Origin of the sequence: Bradyrhizobium sp. CCBAU 051011, from assembly GCF_009930815.1 — a bacterium.
GTDB lineage: Bacteria > Pseudomonadota > Alphaproteobacteria > Rhizobiales > Xanthobacteraceae > Bradyrhizobium.
In genome coordinates, this window is record NZ_CP022222.1 from 3,926,032 (window position 1) to 3,943,024 (window position 16,993).

At 62.2% G+C, this 16,993-nt stretch carries 12 protein-coding genes; 3 read left to right on the top strand and 9 right to left on the bottom strand.

What is annotated here, in order from left to right; translation table 11 throughout:
• Positions 1-4: 4 nt before the first annotated feature.
• From gnd to ACH79_RS18485, 5 genes are all read right to left on the bottom strand, one after another.
• Positions 5-1,000, bottom strand: coding sequence for a phosphogluconate dehydrogenase (NAD(+)-dependent, decarboxylating) (gene gnd / locus ACH79_RS18470; protein ID WP_161852269.1), 996 nt, complete (start codon positions 998-1,000; stop codon positions 5-7).
• Between the two features lie 13 nt (positions 1,001-1,013).
• The gene (locus ACH79_RS18475) at positions 1,014-3,860 is read right to left on the bottom strand and encodes a bifunctional transaldolase/phosoglucose isomerase (protein ID WP_161852270.1); all 2,847 of its coding nucleotides are present in this window, start codon (positions 3,858-3,860) and stop codon (positions 1,014-1,016) included.
• Entirely contained in the window at positions 3,857-4,213 is a 357-nt protein-coding gene (locus ACH79_RS18480) for a hypothetical protein (protein ID WP_161852271.1), read from the bottom strand. Before ACH79_RS18480 ends, ACH79_RS18475 begins: the two co-directional genes overlap by 4 nt.
• Positions 4,214-4,468: 255 nt before the next feature.
• Entirely contained in the window at positions 4,469-4,630 is a 162-nt protein-coding gene (locus tag ACH79_RS43005; RefSeq protein WP_202639265.1) for a hypothetical protein, read from the bottom strand.
• 92 nt (positions 4,631-4,722) lie between these two features.
• Positions 4,723-5,328 carry a hypothetical protein gene (locus ACH79_RS18485; protein WP_161852272.1) on the bottom strand — a complete coding sequence of 202 codons (606 nt, stop codon included), beginning with the start codon at positions 5,326-5,328 and terminating at the stop codon, positions 4,723-4,725.
• Between the two features lie 500 nt (positions 5,329-5,828).
• Here ACH79_RS18485 and ACH79_RS18490 point away from each other — a divergent pair, with 500 nt between their 5' ends.
• The 3 genes from ACH79_RS18490 to ACH79_RS18500 are packed head-to-tail and all read left to right on the top strand — an operon-like array spanning position 5,829 to position 10,604.
• Positions 5,829-7,772 (top strand): PrkA family serine protein kinase, encoded by a 1,944-nt coding sequence (locus tag ACH79_RS18490; protein ID WP_161852273.1) that lies wholly within the window; start codon positions 5,829-5,831, stop codon positions 7,770-7,772.
• Between the two features lie 19 nt (positions 7,773-7,791).
• Entirely contained in the window at positions 7,792-9,063 is a 1,272-nt protein-coding gene (locus ACH79_RS18495) for a YeaH/YhbH family protein (RefSeq protein WP_202639313.1), read from the top strand.
• Positions 9,060-10,604, top strand: coding sequence for a SpoVR family protein (locus tag ACH79_RS18500; RefSeq protein WP_161852275.1), 1,545 nt, complete (start codon positions 9,060-9,062; stop codon positions 10,602-10,604). Before ACH79_RS18495 ends, ACH79_RS18500 begins: the two co-directional genes overlap by 4 nt.
• A 111-nt stretch (positions 10,605-10,715) precedes the next feature.
• Here ACH79_RS18500 and ACH79_RS18505 read toward each other — a convergent pair whose 3' ends face one another.
• The 4 genes from ACH79_RS18505 to chrA all read right to left on the bottom strand — a co-directional run bounded on the left by ACH79_RS18505 (position 10,716) and on the right by chrA (position 16,845).
• Positions 10,716-11,771 (bottom strand): 2-oxoacid:ferredoxin oxidoreductase subunit beta, encoded by a 1,056-nt coding sequence (locus ACH79_RS18505; protein ID WP_161852276.1) that lies wholly within the window; start codon positions 11,769-11,771, stop codon positions 10,716-10,718.
• Complete coding sequence (locus tag ACH79_RS18510; RefSeq protein WP_161852277.1) at positions 11,768-13,618, bottom strand: 2-oxoacid:acceptor oxidoreductase subunit alpha; 1,851 nt, start codon at positions 13,616-13,618, stop codon at positions 11,768-11,770. Before ACH79_RS18510 ends, ACH79_RS18505 begins: the two co-directional genes overlap by 4 nt.
• Positions 13,588-15,387, bottom strand: a complete 1,800-nt coding sequence (locus ACH79_RS18515) for an FAD-dependent oxidoreductase (protein WP_161852278.1) — start codon at positions 15,385-15,387, stop codon at positions 13,588-13,590. Before ACH79_RS18515 ends, ACH79_RS18510 begins: the two co-directional genes overlap by 31 nt.
• Before the next feature lie 258 nt (positions 15,388-15,645).
• Positions 15,646-16,845, bottom strand: coding sequence for a chromate efflux transporter (gene chrA, locus ACH79_RS18520; protein WP_161852279.1), 1,200 nt, complete (start codon positions 16,843-16,845; stop codon positions 15,646-15,648).
• Positions 16,846-16,993 lie beyond the last annotated feature (148 nt).

Consider the following 16,993-nt stretch of genomic DNA (forward strand, 5'->3'; position numbering starts at 1 on the left):
CGCTTCACGCCTTCGTATTGGGTTTCTTCGGCGGCTCCTTGTGGCCGCCGAAACCGGCCCGCATCGCAGACAGGATCTTTTCCGCAAAGGTGTGATCCTTGCGCGAACGGAAGCGCGCATAGAGCGCCGCCGTCAAGACTTCCGCCGGCACGGCCTCGTCGATGGCGGCGTTGACGGTCCAGCGACCTTCGCCGGAATCCTCGACAAAGCCGGAATAATTATCGAGCGTCTGGTTTTCCGCGAGCGCGGAGGAGGTGAGATCGAGCAACCAGGAGGGAATGACGCTGCCGCGCCGCCACACCTCGGCGATATCGGCAATGTCGAATGCGAAGCGATGCTCCGGCGGCAGCGCATCGATGTTGGCGTTCTTCAGGATATCGAACCCTTCGGCATAGGCCTGCATCAGGCCGTATTCGATGCCGTTGTGGATCATCTTGACGAAGTGCCCGGCACCGGAAGGGCCGGCGTGGATATAGCCCTGCTCGACGCGCGGATCGCGCCCTTCGCGCCCCTGTGTGCGCGGAATGTCGCCGGCGCCCGGCGCCAGCGTCTTGAAGATCGGATCGAGCCGGTCGACTACCGCCTTGTCGCCGCCGATCATCATGCAATAGCCGCGTTCGATGCCCCAGACGCCGCCGCTGGTGCCGACGTCGAGATAATACAGGCCGCGTTCCTTCAAGGCCATGCCGCGCCGGACGTCGTCCTGCCAGAACGTATTGCCGCCGTCGATGATGACATCGCCCGGCTGCATCAGCTTGGCGAGCGCCTCGATGGTCGCCTCGGTGATCTTGCCTGCCGGCAGCATCACCCAGGCGGTGCGCGGCTTCTCGAGTTTTGCCACGAAGGCTTCCAGCGTTTCCGCGCCGGTTGCGCCTTCGCCGGCCAGCGCGGCGACCGCCTTGGCGTCCTTGTCGTAGACCACGGCGGTGTGGCCGTTCTTCATCAGCCGGCGGACGATGTTGCCGCCCATCCGGCCGAGGCCGATCATGCCGAGTTGCATGTCCTGACTTTCCTTAACTTAGCGCTTCCGAAATCGCAGCATCGAGTGCGGCAAGGCCCGGTCCGAGACTGCCCTTGAGGTGGACGCGCAGCGCGCGCCGGCCGCGTTCGGTCAGCACGTCGAAATCGCCGCGCGCCTGCGCCGCCTTGATGATGCCGAAACTCGCCTTCTGTCCGGGCACTGGCAGGTCCTCGGCGTCGTCGGCCGTGATCTGCAGGAACACGCCGCTGTCGGGGCCGCCCTTGTAGGCCTGCCCGGTCGAGTGCAGGAAGCGCGGGCCGAATTCGGCGCACGTCGCCAGCTGATGCGCGTCGCGCACCGCAAGCCGCATCTTCTGCAGCGAGCCGATCGTGCCCGGATTGCGCGCGATGTAGGCGAGCAGGGCGACGTAGTCGCCGCTGTCCGCGCGCGAAAGCTGCGCTCTTATCCAGGAGCCGAGCGTGCCGTCGGCTCCGGCCTTGCGCAGCTCGGCTGCGTTGTGCTCGTCGGTATAGAGATCGGCCTCATCGGTCGAGACGACAGGCTTCTCCGCCGGCAGCGAACCGGTCTTTTCGAACGCGCCGGTCAGTTCGCGGGTTTTGATCTTGGCCGATTCCACGTCGGGCTGGTTGAACGGATTGATGCCGAGGATCGCGCCGGCCACGGCGGTCGCCATCTCGAACCGGAAAAATTCCTGGCCGATATGGTCGATCGATTTCATGACGATGCGGGCCACGGGATGTCCGGCCGCCTCCAGGGCTTTGAGCCGGTCGTCATGCGAGGCGTCGTCCTCGCCTTCGGTCCTGATATCGATGAAGAAGCGGTCGTTGCCGTAAAGCGAGGGGGCACCGAGCGGCTCGCCGTCGATCGGAATCAGCCCCTTGCCCTCCTTGCCGGTGGATTCGGCAATCAGTTGCTCGGCCCAGGCGCCGAAATCGGCAACCTTCTCCGACGAGGTGATGGTCACCTTGTCACGGCCTTCGAGGCCGGCCAGACCCATCGCGAGCCCAAGCTGCACGCCCGGGTTCTCGTGCGGCGGCACATCGGCGCCGCAGGAGCGCACCATCGCCAGCGTATGCGCGATCAGGCTGCGAACGTCGATACCGGCGGCCGCCGCCGGCACCAGACCGAACGGCGACAGCACGGAATAGCGGCCGCCGATCGTGGGATCGCCGTGGAAGATGCGGGCAAAGCCCTGTTTGATCGCATTCTTCTCCAGCGACGAGCCGGGATCGGTGACGGCGACGAAGCGATGGCCGGCCTTGTCCTTGCCGACCGTGTTGGCGACGCGATCGAAGAAGTAATCCTTCATCACGTTCGGCTCGGTGGTGCCGCCGGATTTGCTGGAGACGATGAACAGCGTATGGGCAAGGTCGACCGTATCCTCCATCGCGCGCACCTGCGCGGGATCGGTCGAATCCAGCACATGCAGCTTCGGAAAGCCGGACTTTTTGGCAAACGTCTCCGCCAGCACCTCCGGTCCGAGGCTCGATCCGCCCATGCCGAGCACCACGGCGTCGCTGAATTTCTGGCCCTTCACGCGCTCGGCAAAATCCTCGTAATTGACGACGTCGGCGGCCGCGGGGCTGTCCAGCCAGCCCAGCCATTTGTTCTCGTCGTCACCGGTCCAGACCGATTTGTCCTTCTGCCACAGCCTTCGGATTTTCGCCGATGCGCGCCAGTCCTCCGTGCTCTTCTCGACAGCCTTCTTGATGCCGTCGCCGAGCGCGAGTTGCTGGTGGTCGATGCCGCCACCGAGTGAAGCGGCGCGCTTGTTCGCGACCGCGCCATAGAGCTTGTCGGCGGCATCCGCGAACAGCTTGACGCCGTCCCTGACCAGCTCGGCGGTGATATCGTCGAGCGAGATGCCGGATTTTTCGAGCTCTTCCAGCACGCGCTGGGCATCTTCGATATTTTCTTCCAGGCTGTCGCGCAGCTTGCCATGGTCGCGGAAGGCATCGAGCGTGGCCGGCGGCACGGTGTTGACGGTGTTGGGACCGATCAACTCCTCGACATACAGCACGTCGCTGTAGTCCTTGTTCTTGGTGCCCGTGGAGGCCCACAACAGCCGCTGCGGCTTGGCGCCCTTGGCGGCAAGCTTCTCCCAGCGCGGACCGGCGAACAGCCGCTTGTAGTCCTGATAGGCGAGCTTGGCGTTGGCGATGGCGACCTTGCCTTTCAGTGCGCTCAGCCGCTCCTTCTCACTGGGATCATTGGCCCTGGCGATCTTGTCGTCGAGCTGTTTGTCGACGGCGGAATCGATGCGGCTGACGAAGAAAGACGCGACACTGGCGACGTGAGAGGGATCGCCACCTTTGGCGACGTAGTTTTCAAGACCCGCGATATAGGCTTCCGCCACCTCGCGATAGACGTCTTGCGAGAACAACAGCGTGATGTTGATGCTGATGCCTTCGCCGATCAGATGCTTGATCGCGGGCAGGCCCTCCGGCGTCGCCGGCACCTTGACCATCAAATTCTGCCGCTTGACGTCCTTCCAGAGCCGCTCGGCCTCGGCAATCGTTCCCCTGGTATCCATCGCCAGATAGGGCGAGACCTCGAGGCTGACAAAACCGTCACCGCCGTTCAAACTGTCATAAACCGGTCGCAGCACGTCGGCGGCGTTCTGGATGTCCTCGATCGCCACCGCCTCGAACAGCTCGGCGACCGGGCGGTCGCCCGCCTTGAGGGCGTGGCCGATCGCGCCGTCATATTCGTCCGAACTGCCGATCGCCTTCTCGAAGATCGAGGGGTTCGACGTCACGCCCTTGACGCCGTCGGTATCGATCAGCGCCTTGAGGTCGCCCTTGGCGACGAAGCCGCGGGCGAGGAAGTCCAGCCAGACCGCCTGGCCATGGTTTTCGAGTGCTTTGACGGGATTCATGGTGCCTGTTCTGTTCGATCGGTCGATTTCTGGGTTTCCGGCAGCTTTCGGGGGCAGGACCGGAAAGTCAATATTTGGTTGGGCTTGCGGCCGGATAGGAGAGGCTTCCCCGCGATATTAACGCCATTGGCACCGGTTCGATCCCGCAAAATGGCCGCTCTTGATACTGGCTGGCCGGTCGAACCTGTTTTCAGAATGGCGACACCAACGGGCACAAGCACGAAGTTGTGAAGGAGCCTGTCATGAGCCGTAGTTTTTCGTTTCCGGCCTGCCTCGTGCTTTTGTCTGGCCTGCTCGCCCTCGGCCCGGGCGCGGCGGAAGCCGCCGGCGTCGGCGTGAATTTGAGGGTTCATGCGCAAAACATTCCGCGGGCGGTTGCAGGGGGACACAGCCCGCATGTCGGCGTGGGAGCGGGCGCGCAGGCGCCATCGCGAGTGTATCCGAACACACGAGGCACTCAGCTCGATGGAGCGGGCGAAAGTGCGGCGACCAGACCGCTCAAATGAGCGGTCGATGTGAAACATTCACGTCAATCGGCAACGCCTCACGGTCGCAGATAAAGATAGCCTAGCGACTGCAACTCGGCGATCCGCACCGGCAAGATGATTCTAGATGTTGCCCAGCACGAAGCTCACCTTGTCGAGATCGTTGAGGTGATAAACCACCTTCAATTTTGTCGAAGACGCTTCGGCAGCGGCGTTTGCGCGAGAGGCGGCAAAGACTGCAGTGAGCGCCGAAACCGCGCCCCACAGCATATTGCGTCGATGCATAACGTCCTTCCAGCCCAACATGACGTCGTTCCAGCCTAAGCGGTGTGGTTCACAAACCTAAGTAGGTGGTTCACCAACTTATGTAGAGTGGCTCACTTGTGCCTGAGTGCCGCAAGTTCTTTCCGATCGGTCACCAAGTCGGAGCATTCGTGCAGATCGGCGCGATCAACGCGGAAAATCTTGTCGTCGGAGCCGGCAACCAGATCGTCGCTGGCGTCTTCGTCGGCCTTGTTGCGCTCCCAGATCCTGATCCGCTCCAGCCGGATCAGCGCGGATCGCGCGTCTTTCATCGCCACCTCGATGCCGCCGCCTTCGCAATCGACGCCGCAGCCGAGACGAACTTCGCCGCCGCTGCTTTCGGCGACAATGTGACTGCAAGAGCCGCTGGAATCGAAATTGCCGGCGCGGTGGCGATACTTGAAGCCGAGGCGGAAGGAATAGTTGACGATCTTGTCCTCCGGCGCCTCTTCGGCTGTCACCAGCAGCTTCATCGCGCTGACTTTCTGCTTGGGGTGCTGCGCCAGATGGCTGGCGTCATAACGACGCACGAAGCAGGCATAGCTCTTGTGGCTGAGCGGTCCGCTGAACATCTTGATGTCGAAGGTGGCGGCTTTCGCCTTGTCGACCGCCTCCTGGGCGTGACAGACATTGGCTCCGACGAGAGAGGCAACGACGGCGACGAACCAGACGAATTTCATGGCAGACTCGGATTAAACGCGCGGCACCGTACTTTAGTTGCAGGTGGCACGGGGCGCGTTCAGCGCCTGACCCGCGAAATGAACGGGTGTTAATCTTGCCCCTTTGGCGACCGGTCGGCCTGCCGAAGGTGGCAAAAGGCCACCGTTCTCGCACCTTTGGGCCGCCCGGAATCCGGATTTTCTCCGCTTTGCTGCTTCAGACTGCCAAAGCCGTCGCCGAATCGAGCAGTGCAGTGGGCAGAATCGTTAAAAAACCCTTACCGCCCGCTCGGTATTAGCCCGGTGCAAAATGTTGCCGCGCGGATACAACGGGAGCGAAATGGCACCGTATCTTTACGAGGCTAAGCCGCTTAGCACGACTATTGCATTGCATTGTGATCTGGCTCGCGTGTCCAATCAGTGCAGGTGCTTATTGTGATTCGCGACGGAAGCTACGACGCTCCGGCACTGGAACCCGACGGTGCGTCCGGCATTTACAGGTGACCATGGAGAGACGGATCATGTACAACGATTCTCTGTTCAATGCTTTCGCCCGGTCCTTCGAAGCTAGAAGCCAGACCGATATGTCGATGGCGGAATATCTGGAGTCGTGTCGAAACGATCCGATGCGATATGCCAACGCTGCAGAGCGACTACTAGCTGCGATCGGCGAGCCTCAGATGATTGACACGGCCAAGGACCCTCGCCTTGGCCGTATCTTTTTGAATCGCACGATGCGGCTCTATCCGGCCTTCGCGGGCTTCTACGGCATGGAAGACACGATCGAGCGCATCGTCGGATTCTTCCGCCACGCAGCTCAAGGTCTCGAAGAGCGCAAGCAGATCCTCTATCTGCTCGGTCCCGTCGGCGGCGGAAAGTCGTCGCTCGCCGAGCGCCTCAAGTCGTTGATGGAAGTACATCCCATCTACGTGTTGAAGGCCGGCGATGAACTGAGCCCCGTGTTCGAAAGTCCGCTCGGCTTGTTCGATCCGGAATCGCTCGGGCCGATGCTCGAGGAGAAGTACGGCATTCCACGCCGTCGCCTCACCGGTCTGATGAGCCCGTGGTGCTACAAGCGCCTCGAAGCGTTCGGCGGTGACATCTCGCAATTCCGCGTCGCCAAGATCCAGCCGTCGCGGCTGCGCCAGATCGCGATCGCAAAGACCGAGCCCGGCGACGAAAACAACCAGGATATCTCGTCACTGGTCGGCAAGGTCGACATCCGCAAGCTGGAGACTTACGCCCAGAACGATCCCGACGCCTACAGCTATTCGGGCGGCCTCAATCGCGCCAACCAGGGCATTCTCGAATTCGTCGAAATGTTCAAGGCGCCGATCAAGATGCTGCATCCGCTGCTGACGGCGACGCAGGAAGGTAACTATATCGGCACCGAGAATATCGGCGCGATCCCGTTCACCGGCGTCATTCTCGCCCACTCCAATGAGGCCGAGTGGCAAAGCTTCAAGACCAACAAGAACAACGAAGCTTTCATCGACCGCATCTGCGTCATCAAGGTGCCGTACGTCCTGCGTGTCACCGAGGAGCAGAAGATCTACGAGAAACTGATCCAGGGCTCCGAACTGGCCAACGCACCGTGCGCTCCGGCCACGCTGGAAACGATGGCGCGCTTCTCGGTGATGTCGCGGTTGCGCAGGCACGAGAATTCGACCGTGTTCGCCAAGATGCGGATCTACGACGGTGAGAGCCTGAAGGAATCCGATCCGAAGGCGCGCAGCGTTCAGGAATACAGGGATGCCGCCGGCGTCGATGAAGGCATGGACGGCGTTTCGACCCGCTTCGCGTTCAAGGTCCTCGCCGCGACCTTCAACCACGACACCAACGAGGTCGGCGCCGACGCGGTCCATCTGATGTACACGCTGGAGCAGGCGATCCGGCGCGAGCAGCTTCCCGACGAGGTCGAGAAGCGCTACCTCGAGTTCATCAAGGCCGAACTGGCGCCGCGCTACGCCGAGTTCATCGGGCACGAGATCCAGAAGGCGTATCTCGAATCCTATTCGGACTACGGACAGAACCTGTTCGATCGCTATGTCGACTATGCCGACGCCTGGATCGAGGATCAGGATTTCAAGGATCCCGACACTGGACAACTGCTCGATCGCGAACTGCTCAATCAGGAGCTGACCAAGATTGAGAAGCCGGCGGGTATCGCCAATCCGAAGGACTTCCGCAACGAGGTGGTCAAGTTCTCGCTGCGCTCGCGCGCCCAGAACAGCGGCAAGAACCCGACCTGGACCAGCTACGAGAAGATTCGCGAAGTGATCGAAAAGCGGATATTCTCCCAGGTCGAGGACCTGCTTCCCGTGATCTCGTTCGGCTCGAAGAAGGACGGCGAGACCGAAAAGAAGCATGGCGAGTTCGTCGCGCGCATGGTCGAGCGAGGCTATACCGAGCGGCAAGTCCGCAGGTTGGTCGAGTGGTACATGCGCGTAAAACAGGCAGGCTGAGGCGGATGAGACCGTGGCCATTCACATCGTCGACCGGCGCCTGAATCCGGGTAGCAAGAGTCTGGAGAATCGCCAGCGCTTTCTGCGTCGAGCGAAGGCGCTGGTTCAAGGGGCGGTGAAGAAGTCGTCGCAGGAACGGGACATCAAGGATGTCCTGGAAGGCGGCGAGGTCAGCGTCCCGATCGATGGCATGGACGAGCCGCGCTTCCGCCGCGAGGGCGGCACGCGCGACATGGTGCTGCCTGGAAACAAGAAGTTCGTCGAAGGCGACATGCTGCCGCGGCCGAACCAGAGCGGCGGCAAGGGCAGGGGTGCGGGCGAGGGCGACAGCGAGGATACGTTCCGCTTCGTTCTCAGCCGCGACGAGTTTGTCGACCTGTTCCTCGATGACCTCGAATTGCCCGATCTCGCCAAGCGAAAGCTGGCCGAGGTCGAGTGCGAGGGCATTCGCCGGGCGGGTTACTCCACATCCGGGTCGCCCGCCAATATTTCGGTCAGCCGAACGGTAAGCCGTGCTTTGGCGCGTCGCGTCGCCCTGCGGCGGCCGCGGCCGGAGGAGCTGGCGGCCCTTGAAGCGGAGCTTGAGGATTGCAGCGAGGCGCGCCGCGCCGAGCTTTTGGCTGAGATCGAGGCCCTGAAGGCAAAGATCAAACGCATCCCGTTCATCGATCCGATCGACATCCGCTACCGCCGTTTCGAGACGGTGCCGAAACCGGTGGCCCAGGCCGTGATGTTCTGCCTGATGGACGTCTCCGGTTCGATGACCGAGCACATGAAGGATCTCGCCAAGCGCTTCTACATGCTGCTCTATGTGTTCCTGAAGCGGCGTTATCGCCATGTCGAGATCGTTTTCATCCGGCACACCGACCGGGCCGAAGAGGTCGACGAGCAGACGTTCTTTTACGGGCCGGCCTCCGGCGGCACGCTGGTGTCGAGCGCATTGCAGGCGATGCACGACATCGTGCGGACGCGCTTCCGGCCGGAAGACTGGAACATTTATGCCGCGCAGGCTTCCGACGGCGACAATTCCTACGCGGACGGCGAGGTTGCGAGCCGGCTTCTGACGGACAAGATTCTGCCGGTCAGCCAGTTCTTTGCCTATCTGGAGGTCGGCCAGGAAAACGGCCTGAGCTACGAAATGCCCAATTCGGCGCTCTGGACCCTTTACGAGGGCCTGCGCGCGAATGGCGCACCGCTGTCGATGCGCAAGGTCAACGAGCGCAGCGAGATCTTCCCGGTGTTTCACGATCTCTTCCAGCGCCGTAGCCAGCAGGAAAGGAACGCGTCATGACCGCGGCCGACCAGTTGCTGTTTCAGGGCGCCGACTGGGATTTCCGGACGCTGCAGAAGATCTGCGACGCCTGCGAGCAGGTTGCGTGCAATGAATTGGGGCTCGATGTCTACCCCAACCAGATCGAGGTCATTACCGCCGAGCAGATGCTGGATGCATATTCATCGGTCGGCATGCCGCTGTTCTACAAGCATTGGTCGTTCGGCAAGCATTTTGCCTTTCAGGAAGCATCCTATCGCAAGGGGCTGATGGGGCTGGCCTACGAGATCGTCATCAACTCGTCGCCGTGCATTTCCTACCTGATGGAGGAAAACACCGCGACGATGCAGACGCTCGTCATCGCGCATGCCGCCTTTGGCCACAATCATTTCTTCAAGAACAACTATCTGTTCAAGCAATGGACGGATGCCGACGGCATTCTCGATTATCTCGAATTCGCCAAGCGCTACGTAGCGCATTGCGAGGAACGCCACGGCCGGCAGGCGGTCGAGCACACGCTCGATGCCGCGCACGCCTTGATGTCGCACGGCATCGATCGCTATCCCGGCAAGAAGAGTCTCGATCTACGCGCCGAGGAAAAACGGGCGGGCAGGCGCCGTGCCCATGAGGAGGCCGCATTCAACGATTTGTGGCGCACCGTTCCGGGCGGCAAGGTGAAGAGCGACGCCGTACTGGATGTCGAGCGCCGCCGCCAGATGCTCGGCCTACCGCAGGAAAACCTGCTGTATTTTCTTGAGAAGACCGCGCCACGCCTGCGCCCCTGGCAACGCGAATTGCTGCGGATCGTGCGGCACATCGCGCAATATTTCTATCCGCAGAGCCAGACCAAGGTAATGAACGAGGGCACGGCGACCTACGTTCACTATCGCATCATGAGCCGGCTGCATCAGCAGGGACGGCTGACGGACGGCAATTTCCTCGAATTCCTGCAGTCGCACACCAACGTGGTGTTCCAGCCCGAATTCGACGATCCGCGCTATTCCGGCTTCAACCCGTATGCGCTGGGATTTGCGATGATGCAGGACATCGAACGCATCGTCACCGATCCGGATGCCGAGGATCGCGAGTGGTTCCCGGATATCGCCGGCAAGGGCGATGCCATGGGCGTGCTGCGCGACATCTGGGCCAATTATCGCGATGAAAGCTTCATCAGCCAGTTCATGAGCCCGCGGCTGATGCGGCACTTCCGCCTGTTCCACCTGCATGACGATCCGGAGGAGCGCGCCGGCATCCTGGTCGACGCCATCCACAACGAGCGCGGCTACCGCCGGCTGCGGCGCGAGCTGGCACGGCAGTACGACGTCGGCTTCATCGATCCGAATATCGAAGTCGTCGATGTCGACCTTGCCGGCGATCGTCGGCTGATGTTGCGCCACACCGTGGTGAAGGGCGCCCAGCTCACCGAGACCGATACCAAGCGTGTGCTGCAGCACCTCGCCGATCTCTGGAGCTACGACGTGTCGCTCGTCGAGAGCGACGCGTCCGGCACGGTCCTGAAGGAGTACGTCGCGCACCCGCGGAACATCGCGGCGGCCGCGTAGCTATCCGCGGCAACATAGAGCCCGGTTCTGATCAGAGCCGGGCTCTAGATTTTTGTTTTGACGCGTTTTCTTGACGCGAACCGGGGTCCATGTCGCTCGAAAACGCTAGGACTACCGCAGGCTGGCGTTGATCTTTTCCAGCGCCGTCGTGCCGGGGCACAGGTCTTTGGCTTCCAGCGTATTGAGCGGCGTCTCGACGGTGTCGAGATGGGTGTGCAGGTCTTCCGCATCCGGATCGACATAGAGCAACCCGGTGACCACCTGGCCCTTGGCGGCGTGCTTCTGCAGGAAGGTCATGGCCGCGAGCCGGTCGTTGGCGTCATAGTCGGCGTCGATCTTGCGTAGCGCCAGCCGCGTGCCGTCGTGCTGTTCGACCACCTGCACCGTGCCCGGCGCATATTCGACCGTAATCGGATCGCGGCCGGTAAGCACGTCGAGCCGGTTCACCGCGTCATTGTGCTCGCGGACATAGTCAAAACTCTTGGTCGAGCCGGCGTGGTTGTTGAACGCGATGCAGGGGCTGATGACGTCGATGAAGGCCGCGCCCTTGTGCCGGATCGCGGCTGCGATCAGCGGCACCAACTGGCTCTTGTCGCCAGAGAAGCTGCGCGCCACGAAGCTCGCGCCTAACTGCAGCGCGATCGCCACCAGGTCGATGGCGTTGTCGGTGTTTATCACACCCTTTTTGGACTTGGAGCCGCGGTCGGCGGTCGCCGAGAACTGGCCCTTGGTCAGGCCGTACACGCCGTTGTTCTCGACGATATAGGTCATGTTGACGGCGCGCCGGATCGAATGCGCGAACTGGCCGAAGCCGATCGAGGCACTGTCGCCGTCGCCGGAGACGCCGAGATAGATCAGGTCGCGGTTGGCGAGGTTGGCGCCGGTCAGCACCGACGGCATGCGGCCATGCACCGAGTTGAAGCCGTGCGAATTGCCGAGGAAATAGTCCGGCGTCTTCGACGAGCAGCCGATGCCGGAAATCTTGGCCACCCGGTGCGGTTCGATCGAAAGGTCGTAGCAGGCCTCGATGATCGAGGCGGTGATCGAGTCGTGGCCGCAGCCGGCGCACAGCGTCGAGATTTTGCCCTCGTAGTCGCGGTGCGTATAGCCGAGCGCGTTCTTGGGCAGGCCGGGATGATGAAACTTGGGCTTTGCGATGTAGGTCATGACACGGCCTTGCGGAGAGGGGTCACCTTCAGATGGTCCTGATGGTCGCCGATGGCGTTGGCGATGAAGCGCGCGGTGATCGGCGTGCCGTCATAGTGAAGGATCGGCACCAGCCGGACCGGATCGATGCCGTTCTCGTTGACGATCAACTGCCGCAACTGGGCGTCGCGGTTCTGCTCGACCACGTAAACGAAATCATGATCGGCGATGAAGCTCGCTACGCTGGAGTGGAACGGGAACGCACGGATGCGCATGCGGTCGAGCTGGTGCCCGCGCGCTTCCAATAGCCCGATTGCCTCGTCCATCGCCGGTGCGGTCGAGCCGAAATAGATCACGCCGTATTTGGTCGGCTTGGCGGCATTGGCCTGCAATGGCCGCGGCACCATGTCCTGCGCGGTCTCGAACTTGCGCACCAGCCGCTGCATGTTGTCGGCATAAACAGCGCCTTCCTCCGAATAGCGGGCATAGCGGTCGCGCGAGGTGCCGCGGGTGAAGAACGAGCCCTTGGTCGGATGCGTGCCCGGATAGGTGCGGTAGGGGATGCCGTCGCCGTCGACGTCGAGATAGCGGCCGAAATCGCGGCCCGGTTCGTCGAGCATTTCCGCCGTCATCACCTTGCCGCGATCATACTGCCGGGCGTCGTCCCACTTCAGCGGGCGGCACAGCCGATGGTTCATGCCGATGTCGAGATCAAGCATCAGGAAAATCATGGTCTGCAGCCGGTCAGCGAGATCGAACGACTGCGCCGCGAACTCGAACGCTTCAGCCGGATCTTCCGGAAACAGCAGGACATGCTTGGTATCGCCATGCGAAGCATAGGCGCAGGCGATGATGTCGCATTGCTGGGTGCGCGTCGGCATGCCCGTGGAGGGGCCGGCGCGCTGGATGTTCATGATCACGGCCGGAATTTCCGCAAAATACGACAGGCCGATGAACTCGGTCATCAGGGAAATGCCGGGACCCGAGGTCGCGGTAAAGGCACGTGCGCCGTTCCAGGAGGCGCCGATCACGATGCCGATGGAGGCGAGTTCATCCTCGCCCTGGACGATCGCGTACTTCGCCTTGCCGGTCTCGGAGTCGTGCCGCAGCTTCTTGCAGTGGCTCGTGAAGGCCTCCGCCACTGACGATGACGGCGTGATTGGATACCAGGCGCAGACAGTGGCGCCGCCATAGACGGCGCCGAGCGCGGCCGCGCTGTTGCCCTCGATGAAGATGCGGTCGCCGACTTTGTCTGATTTTTTCACCTGCAGTCCGATCGGGCATTTCAGGTTCTGCAGCGCCCAGTCGCGGCCGAGATGCAGCGCATGGACGTTCGACGACAACAGCTTCTCCTTGCCCTTGTACTGTTCGCCGATAAGTTGCTCGACCAGCTTCGGGTCCATGTCGAGCAGTGCGCAGAGCGCGCCGAGATAGATGATGTTCTTGAACAGCTGGCGCTGGCGCGGATCGGTGTAGGTCGAGTTGGTGATCGCGGTCAGCGGCACGCCGATCACGTTGATGTCGGCACGGAATTTCGACGATGGGATCGGCTTGGTCGAATCGTAGAACAGATAGCCGCCGGGCTCGATCGAGGCGACGTCCTTGTCCCAGGTCTGCGGGTTCATCGCCACCATCAGGTCGACGCCGCCGCGGGCGCCGAGATGGCCGGCTTCGGTGACGCGCACCTCGTACCAGGTCGGCAGGCCCTGGATGTTGGAAGGGAAGATATTGCGCGGAGAGACCGGCACGCCGTGGCGCAGGATCGCGCGCGCGAACAGTTCGTTGGCGCTCGCCGAACCCGAGCCGTTGACGTTGGCGAAGCGGACGACGAAGTCGTTTACGCTGCTGATCGGGCTTTGGTCTGGCATGTTGGTCCCGCGTGAGTCATATCGATGAGGTACTTTTGCATGTCCCAGGCGCCGGTCGGGCAGCGCTCGGCACACAGCCCACAATGCAGGCAGACGTCCTCGTCCTTCACCATGACGCGGCCGGTCTTGAGCCCTTCGGCGACGTAGAGCGCCTGGTCGTGACGCGGCGAGGGGGCTTTCAGCCGCTGCCGCAGGTCCTCTTCCTCGCCATTCTCTGTGAACGTGATGCAGTCCATCGGGCAGATGTCGACGCAGGCGTCGCATTCGATGCAGGCCGGCGCCGAGAATATGGTCTGCACATCGCAGTTCAGGCAGCGCTGCGCCTCGCCGAGCGCGAGCTTGACGTCATAGCCGAGCTCGACCTCGGTCTTGATGTCCTTCAGCGCGATCACCTTGTCGCGATGCGGCACCTTGTAGCGCTTGTCGCCGGAGATGTCGTTGTCGTAGCTCCACTCGTGGATGCCCATCTTCTGCGAAGAGATCTGCACCTCGGGCAGCGGACGCTCGTTGATGTCCTCGCCCGAGATCATCTTGTGGATCGACAGCGCGGCATCATGGCCGTGCGCCACTGCCCAAATGATGTTCTTCGGGCCGAACGCGGCGTCGCCGCCGAAGAACACCTTTGGATTGGTCGACGCAAACGTCTTGGGATCGACCTGCGGCATGTTCCACTTGTCGAACTCGATGCCGCAGTCGCGCTCGATCCAGGGGAAGGCGTTCTCCTGGCCGACCGCGACCAGCACGTCGTCGCAGGGAATGGTCTGGTTCGGTTCGCCCGAGGGCACCAGGTTGCGGCGGCCCTTGGCGTCGTATTCGGCTTTCACCTTCTGGAAGGTGACGCCGATCAGCTTGCCGTTCACATGCTTGAACGCGACCGGCACCATGTAGTTGAGGATCGGAATATCCTCATGAATGGCGTCTTCCTTCTCCCAGGGGCTCGCCTTCATTTCCTCGAAGCCGGAGCGGACGATCACTTTCACGTCCTCGCCGCCGAGCCGGCGCGCGGTGCGGCAGCAATCCATTGCGGTGTTGCCGCCGCCGAGCACGATCACGCGGCGGCCGATCTTCTCGACATGGCCGAACGAGACCGATGCCAGCCATTCGATGCCGATGTGGATGTTGCTAGCCGCTTCCTTGCGGCCGGGGATATCGAGTTCGCGGCCGCGCGGCGCGCCGGAGCCGATGAAGATCGCGTCGTAGTTTTCAGCGAGCAGCTTCTTCAGGCTGTCGACGCGGTGACCGCCCTTGAACTCGACGCCGAGGTTGAGGATGTAGCCGGTCTCTTCGTCGATCACCGTATCGGGCAGACGGAATTTCGGAATCTGGCTCCGCATCATGCCGCCCGCCTTCGGGTCGGAATCGAACACGGTGCAGTGATAGCCGAGCGGCGCCAGGTCGCGCGCCACCGTGAGCGAGGCGGGACCGCAGCCGACCAGCGCGATGCGCTTGCCGTTCTTCGCGACCGGCTTCGGCAAACGGTGCTTGATGTCGTCCTTGAAGTCGGCGGCGACGCGCTTCAGGCGGCAGATCGCGACCGGATTATCCTCGACGCGGCCGCGTCGGCACGCCGGTTCGCATGGACGATCGCAGGTGCGTCCCAGAATTCCAGGAAACACATTCGATTGCCAGTTGATCATATAGGCGTCGCTATAACGCCCCTCGGCAATCAAACGGATATATTCGGGAACCGGTGTGTGTGCGGGGCAGGCCCATTGGCAATCGACCACCTTGTGAAAGTAGTCTGGCGCCGAGATATCAGTCGGTTTCATTCCTACCTTGTCCGCGCCAACAACCGGAACGCGGCCTTATTTTGCTTATGGAACGCTTAGCGGACGTTCTTTCGGTTTTTGAATTGGATCATAGGCTTATCTTATTAGAGCCATTCCAGACGCGGCACAAAGGCAATTTTGCGCGATCTCCCGCCTGCGTTTGCATGGAGACGTGGACTTAGCGTCGCAGTGTTGATGCGGCACTGCAGCATGTGCAGTGCAGCTTTCTTGATTCAATGCCGAATGAACAGGCAGGCGTCAGATCAGCCGCAGCAAGGCACCAGCCACCGCAAGAATAACGACAACGATCCATGGCGGCAGCTTCCACACTGTCAGCAGCAGGAAGCCCGCAAGCGCCACCGCGAAATCGCGCGGGGTGAGCACGGCGCTGGTCCAGACCGGATTGTAGAGCGCGGCGCCGAGGATGCCGACGACGGCGGCATTGGTGCCGCGCATCGCGGCCTGTGCGGTGGGACGCTGGCGCAAGGCGTCCCAGAACGGCAGCATGCCGTAGACCAGCAGCAGCCCCGGTAGCGACAACGCGATCAACGCAATCACCGCGCCGGCGAGGCCATTGGGAGCGGGGCCCGTGACAGCGCCGAGATAGGCCGCAAAGGTGAAGAGTGGTCCGGGCACGGCTTGCGCCATGCCGTAGCCGGCGAGGAAGTCCGCGTTGCTCACCCAGCCCGGCGTCACCACTTCCGCCTGCAGCAGCGGCAGCACGACATGTCCGCCGCCGAACACCAGCGCACCGGAACGATAGAACGCGTCGAACAGGGCAAGACCCTGCGAGCCGGTTTTTGCCGTCACCAGCGGCGTGACCAGGAACAGGACCGCGAACAGCACGAGCGCGGCGACGCCAAGGCCGGGCGATACGGAAAATCCGAGATGGCCGGTTGGCGCGGGTCCTTCTCCACGGCACAGCCACAGTCCGGCCACCGCGCCAAGGGCGATGGCGCCGATCTGGCCAAATGATCCGCCGATGAAGACCACGATTGCGACGGCTGCGAGCGCGATGGCGGCGCGCTCACGGTCCGGCGTGAGACTCCTGGCCATGCCCCAGATCGCCTGCGCGACCACGGCGACCGCAACAAGCTTGAGCCCGTGCAGCACGCCCTCGGCGAACGGGCCGGTGAAGACCGTCGCGCCGAGCGCAAAGGCGAACATGATGACGGCGGAGGGCATGGTAAAGGCGAACCATGCCGCCAATCCGCCGAGCAGGCCGTTGCCGCGAAAGATGCCGAGCGTGAAGCCCACTTGGCTGGACGCGGGCCCCGGCAGGAACTGGCACAGCGCAACGATGTCGGCATAGCTGCTTTCGCTCAGCCATTTCCGCCGCTCGACGAATTCGGTTCTGAAATAACCGAGATGCGCGATCGGCCCGCCGAACGACGTGAGGCCGAGCTTGAGGAAGGCGGCGAAAATCTCGGCGATACTGCGCGCTGGCTTTTCCGCCATGCAATGCAACTCCAGTGTCAGCTGAGGATACCGGGAACCGACAACCTCACCAACCGGCTGGGGCGACCTTTATCAAGGCATTGGAGGACATCTTCATGGAGAACATTAGCGACACAATTGAGAGCGATGTTAGAGACTTCGATGGAAG